This is a genomic window from Mesorhizobium sp. M2C.T.Ca.TU.002.02.1.1 (assembly GCF_003997225.1).
This window is the reverse complement of the sequence record NZ_RZTO01000088.1, coordinates 1-12,376: the sequence shown is the minus strand read 5'-3', so window position 1 is coordinate 12,376 and position 12,376 is coordinate 1. Positions and strand designations below refer to the sequence as shown.

The window sequence follows — 12,376 nt, the reverse complement described above, 5'->3', positions numbered from 1 at the left end:
GCGTAGACCCGAGGATCCATTCCGTTACCTTGACCGTAGAGCGCAGCGGAGCAGAATTCTGGACCGCCGCAACGCCTCAACGTCACGGAATGGATTCTATGGTCTGCGCGCGTCGCTTCGCTCCTTGCTCCGCCATAGAATGACGAAATCGCGAGCGTTTCGGCTAACCACGAAGGTCGGGAGACGCTTTACACCAACGAACCGATCGCCGACTTCGGAGATTGGCCGAAGCGCCCCGAGCTTCGTCATCCACGGGCGGAGCGACGCGAAGCGTCGCGCAGACCCGAGGATCCATGCCATGACCTCGCGCGAAGGGTAGAGGCGGTGCAGAACGGAGATCGTTCTGAACCGCTGCAACGCTCGTGGGTAACGGCATGGATCCTCGGGCCTGCGCCGCGTCGCTTCGCTCCTTGCTTCGCCCGTGGATGACGAACCCGTGAAGGCTGCGGCCCGGCCTCAAAATTTCTACCACGAATTGCATCCGGCTGGTATGGTCCGCCGATTGCAGACCAAAACCGGACATCCCATGCTTGCCAGACCCGACGCCTATCGCTGCATCGAATGCGGGCTGCCCTACCGGGCCCCGGATTTCAACTACTATCACGGGATGCTCGAGGAAGGCCCCGCTTACTGGACAGATCGCGGCCTGTTGTGCTCGCCGCAATGCTCGCTCGCACACCACAAGAAGCGCAGGGCCGAAGGCACGTTGCCGCAGGAGCCGGCGCCCGATCCGTTCGAGGTCCCGTCGCTGTTCAGGCGCTGATCGATCCCTCAGCGTATGCTGCGGCCCACCGCCTGCAGCGCCAGGAAGGCTTCGTAACGCTTGTCGTGCCACGCCCGCATGTCGCCCGCCGCGGGTGTGAAAACGTCACCAAGCCGGGACATGGCAGGCATGGCGGTCGAAAGGTCCACATACCGGCCGGCCGCGACCGCTCCGAGCATCGCGGCGCCCAGCAGCACCGGCTCCGGCGATTGCGACGCGGCGACCGCCAGGCCGGCGGCGTCGGCAAGCAGCTGACGCACCAGCGGCGACTGCCCGGCGCCGCCGCTGATGACGATGGTGTCGACGGCAAGGCCGGATGACGCCATCGCCGCCACGATCTGACGCACGCCATAGCCGAGGCCGCAAAGGCCGGCGACATAAAGGCCGACGAGACTTTCGACGGAACGGTCGGTGCCGAGCCCGGCGATCAGGCCGCGCGCATCGGGATCCGCCAAAGGCGAGCGATTGCCGAGGAATTCGGGCACGACCTGGATGCTTCCAGCAAGCGTGGCGGCGGCCGACAGGTCGGTTGAGGCCGCCATGGCGGCCGCGGCCAGCCAATCGACCAGCGATTTGCCTTCGGCCATGGCGCGCGCGGAAGCCTCGGCTGCGGCCGGGTGGAAATGCACCAGGAGATCAATGGCCGCTCCGGCCGCCGACTGGCCGCCCTCGCTCAGCCAGAACCCGGGCACCATGGCGGAATAATAGGGTCCCCACACGCCCGGCACGAAGGCCGGGTCTTGGCTGCTCGCCATGGTGCAGGCCGAGGTGCCGAGCACATAGGCCATGCGCGACGAGATGCTGCCGACATTACCGGCGGCGCCCACGGTGCCGACGCCGCCTGCATGGGCGTCGATCAGCCCGGCGGCGACGACTGTGCCCGCGACCAGCCCCAATTCAGCGGCCGCCGCTTCCGTCAGGCCGGCGCCCAGCGCGGTGCCGGGATCGACCACATCGGTGCCGATGCGGGCAAATCCTTCGTCGGCAAGCTCGCCGAGCCCGGCAGAATAAAAATAGCTGTCGTCCCAGCGCCGCTCATGGCCGAGATAGGTCCATTTGCAGGCAAGCGTGCAGACCGAACGGGCAAGGCTGCCCGTGGCACGCCACGTGAGATAGTCGGCGAGGTCGAAAAAATGCCTCGCCCCGGCGAAGGTCTCGGGCAGGTTCTCCTTCAGCCACAAAAGCTTCGGCGTCTCCATCTCCGGCGAGATGACGCCGCCGACATAGTCGAGGACGGGATGCTTAAGGGCATTGATGCGCCTGGTCTGGTCGAGGGCGCGGTGGTCCATCCAGACGATGATGTTCCTGTCGCTGTCTCCCGAGCGGCCGACCGGCAATGGCTCGCCATCGTTACCGACCACCACCAGCGAACATGTCGCGTCGAAGCCGATGCCGACGATGTCCCGGGGATCGACGCCCGCCTTCCCGACCGCCTCGCGCACGCTGGCGCAGACCGCCTGCCAGATGTCGCGGCTCGACTGCTCGGCGATCTCGCCCGGCTCGACGAAGAGGGCGATGTCGCGCTTGGCGGAAGCAAGCATCTCGCCGCGCTCGTCAAAGAGGCCGGCGCGCGCGCTGCCGGTGCCGACATCGATGCCGAGGAAGTGGGAAGGCATGGGGAAACCTCAGAGGTAGGGCAGTAGGGCAGTAGGGCAGTAGGGCAGTAGGGCAGTAGGAGATTGTCAGTCGTGAGCGGTCGGTCGCAAGGGCGATAGTGCTTCACATACTGCCTTACTGCCCTACTCCCTTCCTTCATCACAGGTCGTTGCTCTGCGGCAGGATCACCAGATCTCGAATGGTGACGTTCCTCGGCCGCGTCAGCATGAACAGGACGGCGTCCGCGACCTCGGTGGGTTGCATCAGTCCGCCGGCCGCCAGCTCGTCCTCGAGCTTCTGCTTTGGCCAGTCGCTGATCAGCGCCGTCACCACTGGCCCCGGCGCCACGGCGCCGACGCGAAGGCCGTGCTTGGCGACCTGCCGGCGCAGCGTATGGACGAAGGCCTGTATGGCATGTTTCGAGGCCGTGTAGACCGGCTCCCAGACGACGGGCACGAGGCCGGCGATGGAACTGGTGACGATGATGTCGCCGGTCTTGCGCCCGACCATATGCGGCAGCACCGCGTGCACCGAGCGGAACACCGAGTTGATGTTGAGGTTCAGCATGCGGTCCCAGGCATCCGGATCGCCGTTGAGGATCTCGCCACCGACATAGGAGCCGGCATTGGCGTGGAAGATGTCGAGCTGACCGGTCTTGTCGAGGATGCCGGGCAGCATGGTCGCGACGCTGGCGGGGCTGGTGAGGTCGACCACCAGCGGGATCGCGCCGTCGCCGAGCTCGGCGACGACCTCCTTGAGCCTGTCCTCGGCGCGGTCGACCAGCACGACGCGGGCACCGGCCGTGAGCATCGCCCTGGCGCATTCGAGGCCGATGCCCGATGCCGCGCCGGTGACCGCGGCGACTTTTCCCGAAAGATCGTGAGCCATGTGTACCCTTCTCGTTTGAACGGTTCAGGCGCGGCCGTGCGAAGCACGGGAACGGCGCGCCAGGGAGTCGACGATCACGGCGATGGCGAGAACGGCACCGGTGATCATGTAGCGAAGCGACGAGGACAGATCGAGCAGCGTCAGGCCGCTGGCGATCGACTGGATGACGATGATGCCGAGCAGCGCGGAATAGGCGCTGCCGCGACCGCCGAACAGGCTGGTGCCGCCGATGACCGCGGCCGCGATGGCGTTCAGGTTCACGTCGCCGGTGCCGGCCTGCTGGCTGGCGGAAGCGAGCCGCGCGGCCGCCAACACGCCGCCGAGCGCGGCGAAGAGCGAGCACAGCGCGAAAGCGCTGAGATAGATGGCGCGCACCTTGATGCCGGCGCGCCGCGCCGCCTCGCGGTTGCCGCCGACGGCGGTCATCGAACGCCCCCATTTGGTGCGGGTCAGCGCATAGTTCATGGCCACGACGAGGCCGACGAACAGGCCGAACATCCACGGGATGCCGCGCGACTGGTTGAGGTAGGCGACGATCAGCTCGAGCCCGATGGTTATGACGGCGACGCGCAGGACGAGCCCGGCTACGGACGGCGTCGACAGATTGGCCGCGCGGCGGCGTGCGACGGTGCGCAGCCCGCTGACCAGCATCGCCAAACCCGGGATCGCGGCCAGCGTGTGCGAGACCCATTTCGGCATCACCATCAGCTGGCCGAAATCGACCAATGCGGAGCCATAGGGCAGGTTGATCGAGCCGGTGGAGCCGAGGATGTAGAGCTGCATGCCCAGCACCGCGAGCAGGCCGGCCAGCGTCGAGACAAAGCTCGGCATGCCGAGGCGGTTGAACAGCAAGGCATAGAGCGAGCCGATCAGGGCGCCGAAGACCAGCGCGGCCAAGATGGCGAGCGCGACCGGCCAGCCCTGGTTGACCCAGAGCGTGCCGACCATCGCCGAGGCGAAGCCGCTGATCGAGCCGACCGAGAGGTCGATCTCGCCGACCATCAGCACGCAGACGATGCCGAGCGCGATGACGCCGACGGTCGAGCAGTCGAACAGGAGATTGACCAGGTTGCTGCTGGAGACGAAGACCGGGTTGAGGCTGGTGAAGACGGTCCAGATGACGACGAGGCCGACGATGACCGGCAGCGAGCCGAGATCACCGCTGCGCACGCGGTCGAGGAAGGCGCTGACCGCGCCGCCGATGCCGGCTTCATGCTTCACCCGGGCATCGGCGCGGTCGAGCGCCAGCGGGGCCGAATTGCCTTGCTCCGTCATGGACGCTGCTCCCTCGCCTGCGCGCTGTGATCGCGTTCTGCCCGCAGCCGCTCGGCGCGACGCGACACCGCGTTGTTGGAAGCGCCGGTGATGGCGCTCACCAGGTCCTGGTTCGAAGCGTCGGGCTCGAAGACGCCGTTGTTGCGCCCGAGCCTCAGCACCACGATGCGGTCGGCGACGGCGCGGACATCCTCCATGTTGTGGCTGATCATCACGACGCCGAGGCCGCGCGCGCGGACGCGGTCGATCAGGTTGAGCACCTCCGCCGTCTGGGCGACGCCGAGCGCGGCGGTCGGCTCGTCGAGCAGGATGAGTTTCGGCTCGAGCAGCAGCGAGCGCGCGATGGCGACCGTCTGGCGCTGGCCGCCTGACAGCGAGGCGACCGCCTCGCGCACGCTCGGGATGCGCGCCGACAATTCGTTGAGCAGCGTCCAGGCGCGCATCTCCATCGCCACCTCGTCCAGCCGCAGCGGGCTGAGCTCGTTGCCGAGGAAGATGTTGGCGACGACGTCGAGGTTCTCGCAAAGCGCGAGGTCCTGGAACACCGTGGCGATGCCGAGCGTCAGCGCCGCGCGCGGGTCGGGCAGCGTGACCGGCCTGCCGCGGAAATTGATCGTTCCCGAGCTCGGCTGGTGCACGCCGGCCAGGATCTTGACCAGCGTCGACTTGCCGGCGCCGTTGTCGCCGACAAGTGCTACGACCTCGCCGGCATGGACGTCGAAGTCGATATCGGTCAGCGCCGAAACCGCGCCGAAATTCTTCGATATGCCGCGCAGGCTGAGCACCAGCTCGCCGACGGAAGCCGACCTTTCAAAACTCTCGCTCATGCGCCGCCTTTCCTGACTTCGTTCCTTGGACATCCGGCCGCCGAGGGGCGGCCGGATGCCAACTGATCAGTTGGTGATGCCGAGCTTCTTGCAGCCCTCGGCATAGCGGTCGACGCAGAGCTCGGCGGCCGTGTTGATCTTCTTGTCGATGATCTCGGCCTTGAGGTTCTCCTGCGTCACGACAGCCGGGGTGAAGAGCTGCGAGGGCGTGTCGTACAGCGTCATCTCGGCCTTCGGCGTCTCGCCCGACAACAGCTTGACGGCAACGTTGGCCGCAGCGGCCGCGACGATCTCGCTCGGCTTGGAGATGGTGTTGTACTGGTCGCCGGCGATGATCAGCTGCAGGGCCGCAATCGTCGCGTCGTTGCCGGTCACCGGCGGAACCGGATCGACGCCGGCCGCCTTGAAGGCCGCGATCGCGCCGCCGCCGGTGCCGTCATTGGCGGCGACGACGCCGAGGATCTTGGCGCCGAAGCGGGTGATCTGGCCGCTCGCCCATTGCTGGGCCTTTGGTGGCGCCCATTCCGGCGTGTCGAACTCGGCCAGGATCGGGTAGCCGCTGTTGTCGAGGCCCTCATGGATGCCCTTCTTGATCAGGCCCGCGGCCGCGTCGGTCGGCGAGCCGTTGATCTGCAGCAGGCCGCCGCCGGCCGGATCGACCTTGAGGGCCTTGAGGTGCTCGACCAGCGAGTCGGCGATCGCCTTGCCGATGCCTTCATTGTTGAAGGACACGTAGAAATCGGCGGGGGCCGTCGGGATCGGCCGGTCATAGGCGATGACCTTGACGCCCTGGCTCTGCGCCAGCTTGACCAGCGAGGCGGCGGCGGTCGAATCGACCGGATCGAGCACGATCGCCTTGGCGCCCTGCGAGATCACCGAATTGAACTGCTGCTGCTGGCGCGCCGCGTCGGCATCGGCGTTCTGGTAGATCACCTTGCAGCCCGGGCAGAGCTTCTTCATCTCGGCGACGAAGCCGGGATAATCGTGCTGCTCGTAGCGGGTCGATGCCTGGTCGGGCATCAGGAAGGCGACCGTGGCGTCGGTGACCGTGTCGGCGAATGCCGCGGTGCCGCCGAGCAGCGAGACCGCGAAAACGGCAGCGATCGTCGACTTCAAGGCAAACGGCGATTTCCAAGCATGTCTGGTCATTCGAATGTCTCCGTTTCGAGGAAATGGTTTCACGAGGACCTGAGCGGTGGACAACGCGCCAGGCCTTGACTGCATGTCGAACTGTTGAAAGGAGTATGACGGCGGTCGGGGATCGCTCGATCCCGATGAACCACGCGGACATCCTCCTGAACGTGCTGGATTTCGGGCAAACGAACCCCAGCACAGGGTGCCCTGCACCCCGCGTCTTTCCTTCCCTGAGTGTTTCTTTGTTTGATGCAATTCCGGACGAAAGGTCTTTGGACCGGAATGCCTTTGGCTCCTCCCGCTTCCTCCCTGTTAGGCGGCAATCTCCGCGTTGATGTTCTCGGCCAGCAAAGCCCTGAAGCGCGAAGGCGACATGCCCTTCTGCGCCAGGAACTGGCGGTTGAAATTCGAGATGTTGTTGTAGCCGGCGGCGTAGCAGATCTCGGTGATCGACATCTGCGCCTCGCTCATCAAGAGCTGGCAGGCGAGGTTGATGCGCAGCCGGTTGACATACTGCACCAGCGCCATTCCGGTGTGGCGGCGGAAGCTGCGCGAGAAGGCGCTCGGGCTGCGCCCGGCGATCTCGGCGAGCGTCCCTTCGCTGAACGGCTCGGTCAGGTGGCCATTGATGTAAGCGAGCGCCTGGTTGATGCCTGCCGACATGAAGCCGGAGGGATCGGGCAGATAGCCGGCGCTGGCCAGCGTGCGGACATCGCCGGCGCGGTTCAAGATATCGAGCACGGCCATGAACAGCGACAGGCGGCGCACGCCCTGCGCCTCGGTCAGCTCCGCTAGCAGGGGCGCCGCGAGCTCGGCCGTCGCCGGCGAGAACAGCGCGCCGCGGCGGCTGGTTTCGAGGATGCCGGCGCAGGCGGCAAGTTCGGGCAAGGCGGCGGACGCATCGGCGATGAACTCTTCCGAGAACTGGACGACGCGGCCGCGCAGCGGCACGGTCTCGCCCGGCGGCACGTCGCTGACCCAGTTGTGCGGCAGATTGGGCCCGGTGAGCACCAGATTGCCCGGCTCGAACTCACCGATGAAGTCGCCGACGAAATAACGGCCGGTGGTGGCGACGACCAGGTGCAGCTCGTATTCGGGATGGAAGTGCCAGCGGACAGTGCGGAAAGGATAGCCGTGGGCCCAGGCCTTGAACGACTCTCCCTGTCTGATCTGGACGACTTCCAGGTCCGGATTCATCTTCATTTTCCTCCCCGCGCGGGTCCGGTCTTGTGACCGGTTGCTGCGCTTCGTCAGGCGTACAGTGTCTTGCCACTGGCCGCCGTGATTGAAAGCTTAGGCGGCAATTGAAGCCCCTGCCACCACGGCTTGTCCACCCGACCGATACTTTTTTGACGTTTTGGGGCAGACCGAAGCAAGCCGATGTTCCGCAGCAATTCCTTAACCATAGCGGTTCAGGATCGTTCCCTGGTCAGTGGGGACACCCTGATTGAAAAAGCCGGCGCGCCCTCTTCGCCGCCTGGCGCTTCTCGCGGCGGCGGTTGCGCTGGGCACGGCGGCAAAGGCCTCGGATTTCTCCGAGCCGTGGAAGAATGCCGACCGCCCGCTGGTGATCGACGCCTACGAATACAACTCGATCGACTGGCAGCAGCTCGTCACCGACAAGCGCATCGCCGGCTTCATCAACAAGGCCTCCGACGGTCTGCCGCCGCCCTATGTCTGCTTCGGCGCCGAGGCCGACGTCAAACTCTGCAAGGCGCAATGGAAGCGCTATGCGGTGACGCGCGAATTGTTCCAGACGCGCAAGGTGGTGGCCAAGGCGCTCGGCCTCAAATGGGGCGCCTATCACCTGGCCCGGCCCGGCAACCCGGTCGAGCAGGCCAACAACTTCATCGATTTCGCCGAGCCGGCGCCGGATGAGCTGATGGCCCTCGACATCGAAGGCCTCGACCCAACGCAATGGATGTCGCTGGACGACGCCGAGGAATTCGTGCGCCAGGTGCATCGCCGCCTCGGCCGCTTCCCGGTGCTCTATGTCAACGGCAAGACCGCCCAGTACATCGCCGACAACCGCTACCAATATCGGCTGCTGTCGCGGCTGCCGCTCTGGTATGCGCGCTACAAGCCGGACATCGACGTGCATTTCCCGATGGGCAACTGGCAGGGCTACGCGCTGTGGCAATTTTCGGCGCAGGCCAATTGCGGCCATTTCTCCTGCCCCTACCGCGTGCCCGGGACGCCCAACGACATCGATGTCAGCGTCGCGCCGATGAGCGCCGACGAGTTGCGCCGGCAATGGGCCTTCGGCGGACTGCTCGACGTGCCGGCCGATTACCTCGCCTCGATCCCGGTGCCGCTCTCGCGCGAAAAAGCCCTCGCCGGCAAGGTCACCATCACCTAAAGCACGTCGCCTTTTAAAGGATTCGGGATTCCCTGAATGACGGTTTGATGATTCATTGCGGTAGAAGGGAGAAACCGCGATGGGCAAGCCGTTACCGATGGCGTTGCGTAAGCGTGTTGCAGCGTTTGTGGATGAGGGCCACAGCAATCGTGAGGCGTCGCGTCATTTTAGGGTTTCGCCGAAGTTCGTGAACGCCCTGATGAAGCTGCGCGCCGAGAGGGGTTCGCTTGAGCCGCGCCGGCAAGGCCATGGCAGCGGCGGCGGCAAGCTGGCCGCTCACGCCGACTTCGTGCGCCAGCGGATGGCCGAGAATGGCGATCTGACGCTCGACGAGCTGTGCGTGGACCTGGACGAGCGCGGCGTCACGGTGCACCGATCGAACGTGGCTCGTCTGCTTCACCGGCTGGGCCTCAGTCACAAAAAAAGACACTCCGGGCGAGCGAGCACCAGCGTCGCGACATCCGGCAGGCGCGCGAGCATTGGATCGGGCGGCGCAAACCGTTCTTCGACAAGGCCTTGACGCGCCTCGTCTTCATTGACGAGACCTCGACCAATACACGGCTGACCAAGCGAACCGGCTGGGCGCCCAAGAGCGAGCGTTACCGAACATCCGCACCGTTCGGCGGCTGGAAGACGCAGACCTTCATCGCCGGCTTGAGATGCCACGCCATGATCGCGCCTTGGATCGTCGATGCGCCGATGAACAAGGCGCGTTTCGAGCTCTATGTCGAAACCCAGCTTGCCCCCGAACTCAACCCGGGCGACGTCGTCATCCTCGACAATGTCGCCTTCCACAAGAGCGAGCGGGCGGCCGAGCTGGTGCGCCAGCGCGGTGCCTGGCTGCTGCCGCTGCCGGCCTACTCGCCCGATCTCAATCCAATCGAAATGGCCTTCTCGAAACTCAAGGCGCTGCTCAGAAAGAAGGCCGCGCGATCCTTCGACGACATATGCAGCGCACTCAAGGACATATGCGACCTGTTCGACCCGCTACAGTGCAGAAACTTCTTCAAAGCTGCCGGTTATGAGGCCAATTAAACGCGACATGCTTTAGAGCAATTCCAGGAAAAGTGTGAGCGGTTTTCCGTCCGGAATTGCGTAAAAACAAAGAGATAGAGCGGTTAGCCGTTTTCCGTGAAACGGTGAACCGCTCTAAAAATGCTCAGGCTACCAGCTTGAGGCCGACGATGCCGCAGACAATCAGGCCGATACAGGCGAGCCGGACAGCGGTCGCGGGCTCGCCGAGCAGCCAGATGCCGAGCAGTGCCGTGCCGACGGTGCCGATGCCGGTCCACACCGCATAGGCCGTGCCGACGGGCAGCGTCTTCAACGCCAGGCCGAGCAGACCGAGGCTGACGATCATCGAGGCTATGGTGAGAAGGGTCGGCAGCGGTTTGGAGAAGCCGTCGGTGTATTTGAGGCCGATCGCCCAGCCGATCTCGAACAGGCCGGCGAAGAACAGAAAAATCCAGGACATCGAAAACGCTCCGTCAGTCCGGCATCGGTTGCGATGCTCGGTGTGGCGGGTCGTCCCGGCCGGTTTGTCGGGGAAGCGAGGTCGTCCTCGTCTCCTTTATATAGGGTGCTCAGTTTCCCAATCAACAAAACACCGGCAGCATTGTCATGCCGCCGGTACCAAGCTGCATTTGAGCCGTGGGCGACCGAATTCGGCCGCTTACTTTTCCTTGATGCGCATCGCCTTGACCGGCGGCGCCTTAGGAGCCGGGGCCGCGGCGGGCTTCTTGGCATCCTTCTTCGGCTTGCGGGGTTCCTTGCCCGCCTTCATCGCACCTTTTGCCATGATTCGCTCCTCCGGTTTGTGGGCGATCCAAGTGAAACAAGAGAAATGCCGGACTGCAAGAGGCTGGCTATCGCGGACTGGACCGTCCGGCTGGATGTCAACCGATTTCCCGTCGCTATGCCCATTCAACGCGGCGCGGTGGCTTGAACTTCCGATTGCCTGGCGCATTGTCTGTGGAGTTTCATTGTCCCGCCAGGCTGGGGCGCGTCGGGAGATCGGATGGCAGGACATAGCGGATCGAGACGGGTGATCTACGCCGCGCTTGCCGGCAACCTGGCGATCGCGCTCACCAAATTCGCGGCGGCGGCCTTCACCGGTTCGTCCGCCATGCTGTCGGAAGGGGTGCATTCGCTGGTCGACACCGGCAACGGGGCGCTGCTCCTCTACGGCATGCGCCGCGCCGCGCGGCCGCCCGACCGCACGCATCCGCTCGGCCATGGGCGCGAGCTCTATTTCTGGAGCTTCATCGTCGCGCTCCTGGTGTTCGCGCTCGGCGCCGGCGTGTCCTTCTACGAGGGCATCATCCACATCATGGCGCCCGAACCGGTCTTCAACGCCAAGGTCAACTACATCGTGCTTGGCCTCTCCTTCCTCTTCGAGGGCAGCTCATGGCTGGTCGCGCTGAAGGAGTTTCGGCAGCAGAAGGGCAGGCAGGGCTGGTTCCAGGCGGTGCGCCGCAGCAAGGACCCCAGCGTCTACACGGTGCTGTTCGAGGACAGCGCCGCGCTGCTCGGCCTCATCGTCGCCTTCGCCGGCATCCTGTCCGCCGAACTGCTGGAGACCCCCGAGCTCGACGGCGCCGGCTCGATCGGCATTGCGATCATTCTCGGGGCGACCGCGGTCTTCCTGGCGCGCGAAAGCAAGGGGTTGCTGATGGGCGAGCCGGCCTCTCCGGACGTGCAGCGCCAGGTCCTGGCGATCGCCCAGGAGGATCCGGCGGTGCAGCGGGCGAACGGCATATTGAGCGTCCACATCGGTCCCGAGGAGATCGTCGCGGGCTTGAGCATCGAATTCGAGGATCATCTCACCGCGCCCGAGATCGAAGCCTGCGTCGAGCGCCTGGAAGCAAGGCTCAAGAAGGAAATGCCCCAGATATCGAAGCTGTTCGTCAAGCCGCAAGCCACTGGCACATGGGAGCAGCGGCGCAAGGCTATCGCCGAGGCTTCAGACGGGAGTTAGGTTGAACGCAGCGAAGTTTGTAAGGAGGAATGCCGATGAAGATCGACGGCGGATGCCATTGCGGCGCGATCGCCTATGAGGCGGAGGTCGATCCTGAGAAGACCTCGATCTGCCACTGCACGGACTGCCAGCAGCTGACCGGAACGGCCTTCCGCGTCACCGTTCCGGCGCCGGAAAGCGACTACAGGATCACCAAGGGCGCGCCGAAAATCTACATCAAGGTCGTGGCAAGCGGCGCCAAGCGCGCCCAGGCTTTCTGTGCCGACTGCGGCTCGCATCTTTACGCGACGTCGGTTGGCGACGGTCCGAAAGTCTATGGCATCAGGGTCGGCACCGCCCGGCAGCGTCAGGACCTGGTCCCGAGGCAACAGAAATGGCACCGGTCGGCCCTGCGCTGGCTTCCGGAATTCGAAGGCATGGCGACGACGGAGGAGCAGTAGGACTGGATGCCGGGCGGAGCTGTCCTCAGCCGCCTCCCAACGTCGTCATGTATGGACGGCCCCTCTTAGGCAAGAGGCAATTAGCAGATACGGCGCAAGTCTGGAGCGGTCATGTAT

13 protein-coding genes and 1 pseudogene are annotated in these 12,376 nt (G+C 65.1%); 6 read left to right on the top strand and 8 right to left on the bottom strand.

Features of this window, described 5'->3' with window-relative positions:
- Positions 1-526: 526 nt before the first annotated feature.
- Positions 527-763, top strand: a complete 237-nt coding sequence (locus EOD07_RS07285) for a hypothetical protein (protein WP_127234638.1) — start codon at positions 527-529, stop codon at positions 761-763.
- A gap of 8 nt (positions 764-771) precedes the next feature.
- Here EOD07_RS07285 and EOD07_RS07280 read toward each other — a convergent pair whose 3' ends face one another.
- From EOD07_RS07280 to EOD07_RS07255, 6 genes are all read right to left on the bottom strand, one after another.
- Entirely contained in the window at positions 772-2,379 is a 1,608-nt protein-coding gene (locus tag EOD07_RS07280; RefSeq protein ID WP_127234636.1) for an FGGY-family carbohydrate kinase, read from the bottom strand.
- Positions 2,380-2,518: 139 nt separating this feature from the next.
- A complete protein-coding gene (locus tag EOD07_RS07275) occupies positions 2,519-3,247 on the bottom strand; it encodes an SDR family oxidoreductase (protein WP_127234634.1) in 729 nt (242 codons plus the stop codon).
- 24 nt (positions 3,248-3,271) lie between these two features.
- The gene (locus tag EOD07_RS07270) at positions 3,272-4,522 is read right to left on the bottom strand and encodes a sugar ABC transporter permease (protein WP_127234632.1); all 1,251 of its coding nucleotides are present in this window, start codon (positions 4,520-4,522) and stop codon (positions 3,272-3,274) included.
- Entirely contained in the window at positions 4,519-5,349 is an 831-nt protein-coding gene (locus EOD07_RS07265; RefSeq protein WP_127234630.1) for an ATP-binding cassette domain-containing protein, read from the bottom strand. Before EOD07_RS07265 ends, EOD07_RS07270 begins: the two co-directional genes overlap by 4 nt.
- Positions 5,350-5,415: 66 nt before the next feature.
- Positions 5,416-6,498 (bottom strand): sugar ABC transporter substrate-binding protein, encoded by a 1,083-nt coding sequence (locus EOD07_RS07260; RefSeq protein ID WP_071074048.1) that lies wholly within the window; start codon positions 6,496-6,498, stop codon positions 5,416-5,418.
- Between the two features lie 297 nt (positions 6,499-6,795).
- On the bottom strand, positions 6,796-7,680 hold the full coding sequence (locus EOD07_RS07255; protein WP_127234628.1) for an AraC family transcriptional regulator: 885 nt from the start codon (positions 7,678-7,680) through the stop codon (positions 6,796-6,798).
- 280 nt (positions 7,681-7,960) lie between these two features.
- Here EOD07_RS07255 and EOD07_RS07250 point away from each other — a divergent pair.
- The 3 genes and pseudogenes from EOD07_RS07250 to EOD07_RS38420 all read left to right on the top strand — a co-directional run.
- Positions 7,961-8,836: pseudogene (locus EOD07_RS07250) on the top strand (GH25 family lysozyme); the annotation flags it as partial.
- An 85-nt stretch (positions 8,837-8,921) separates the two neighbouring features.
- Entirely contained in the window at positions 8,922-9,362 is a 441-nt protein-coding gene (locus EOD07_RS38425) for a transposase (protein ID WP_245469935.1), read from the top strand.
- Positions 9,302-9,877 (top strand): IS630 family transposase, encoded by a 576-nt coding sequence (locus EOD07_RS38420; RefSeq protein WP_245469937.1) that lies wholly within the window; start codon positions 9,302-9,304, stop codon positions 9,875-9,877. The genes EOD07_RS38425 and EOD07_RS38420 overlap by 61 nt, the downstream gene beginning before the upstream one ends.
- Positions 9,878-10,001: 124 nt before the next feature.
- On the opposite strand, the gene sugE is transcribed toward EOD07_RS38420, so the two are convergent.
- Together sugE and EOD07_RS39040 are read right to left on the bottom strand one after the other, a co-directional pair.
- Positions 10,002-10,316, bottom strand: coding sequence for a quaternary ammonium compound efflux SMR transporter SugE (gene sugE, locus EOD07_RS07240; RefSeq protein WP_040986423.1), 315 nt, complete (start codon positions 10,314-10,316; stop codon positions 10,002-10,004).
- Between the two features lie 198 nt (positions 10,317-10,514).
- Positions 10,515-10,640, bottom strand: a complete 126-nt coding sequence (locus EOD07_RS39040) for a hypothetical protein (protein ID WP_082953831.1) — start codon at positions 10,638-10,640, stop codon at positions 10,515-10,517.
- Between the two features lie 219 nt (positions 10,641-10,859).
- On the opposite strand from EOD07_RS39040, the gene EOD07_RS07230 reads away from it, so the two are divergent.
- Both EOD07_RS07230 and EOD07_RS07225 read left to right on the top strand, forming a co-directional pair.
- Entirely contained in the window at positions 10,860-11,819 is a 960-nt protein-coding gene (locus EOD07_RS07230; protein WP_127234626.1) for a cation diffusion facilitator family transporter, read from the top strand.
- A 35-nt stretch (positions 11,820-11,854) separates the two neighbouring features.
- Complete coding sequence (locus EOD07_RS07225; RefSeq protein WP_127234624.1) at positions 11,855-12,259, top strand: GFA family protein; 405 nt, start codon at positions 11,855-11,857, stop codon at positions 12,257-12,259.
- Positions 12,260-12,376: the final 117 nt, after the last annotated feature.

Coding starts and splice junctions, on each gene's coding strand:
- EOD07_RS07285 (WP_127234638.1), top strand. CDS start 527: ATGCTTGCCAGACCCGACGCCTATCGCTGCATCGAATGCGGGCTGCCC.
- EOD07_RS07280 (WP_127234636.1), bottom strand. CDS start 2,379: ATGCCTTCCCACTTCCTCGGCATCGATGTCGGCACCGGCAGCGCGCGC.
- EOD07_RS07275 (WP_127234634.1), bottom strand. CDS start 3,247: ATGGCTCACGATCTTTCGGGAAAAGTCGCCGCGGTCACCGGCGCGGCA.
- EOD07_RS07270 (WP_127234632.1), bottom strand. CDS start 4,522: ATGACGGAGCAAGGCAATTCGGCCCCGCTGGCGCTCGACCGCGCCGAT.
- EOD07_RS07265 (WP_127234630.1), bottom strand. CDS start 5,349: ATGAGCGAGAGTTTTGAAAGGTCGGCTTCCGTCGGCGAGCTGGTGCTC.
- EOD07_RS07260 (WP_071074048.1), bottom strand. CDS start 6,498: ATGACCAGACATGCTTGGAAATCGCCGTTTGCCTTGAAGTCGACGATC.
- EOD07_RS07255 (WP_127234628.1), bottom strand. CDS start 7,680: ATGAATCCGGACCTGGAAGTCGTCCAGATCAGACAGGGAGAGTCGTTC.
- EOD07_RS38425 (WP_245469935.1), top strand. CDS start 8,922: ATGGGCAAGCCGTTACCGATGGCGTTGCGTAAGCGTGTTGCAGCGTTT.
- sugE (WP_040986423.1), bottom strand. CDS start 10,316: ATGTCCTGGATTTTTCTGTTCTTCGCCGGCCTGTTCGAGATCGGCTGG.
- EOD07_RS39040 (WP_082953831.1), bottom strand. CDS start 10,640: ATGGCAAAAGGTGCGATGAAGGCGGGCAAGGAACCCCGCAAGCCGAAG.
- EOD07_RS07230 (WP_127234626.1), top strand. CDS start 10,860: ATGGCAGGACATAGCGGATCGAGACGGGTGATCTACGCCGCGCTTGCC.
- EOD07_RS07225 (WP_127234624.1), top strand. CDS start 11,855: ATGAAGATCGACGGCGGATGCCATTGCGGCGCGATCGCCTATGAGGCG.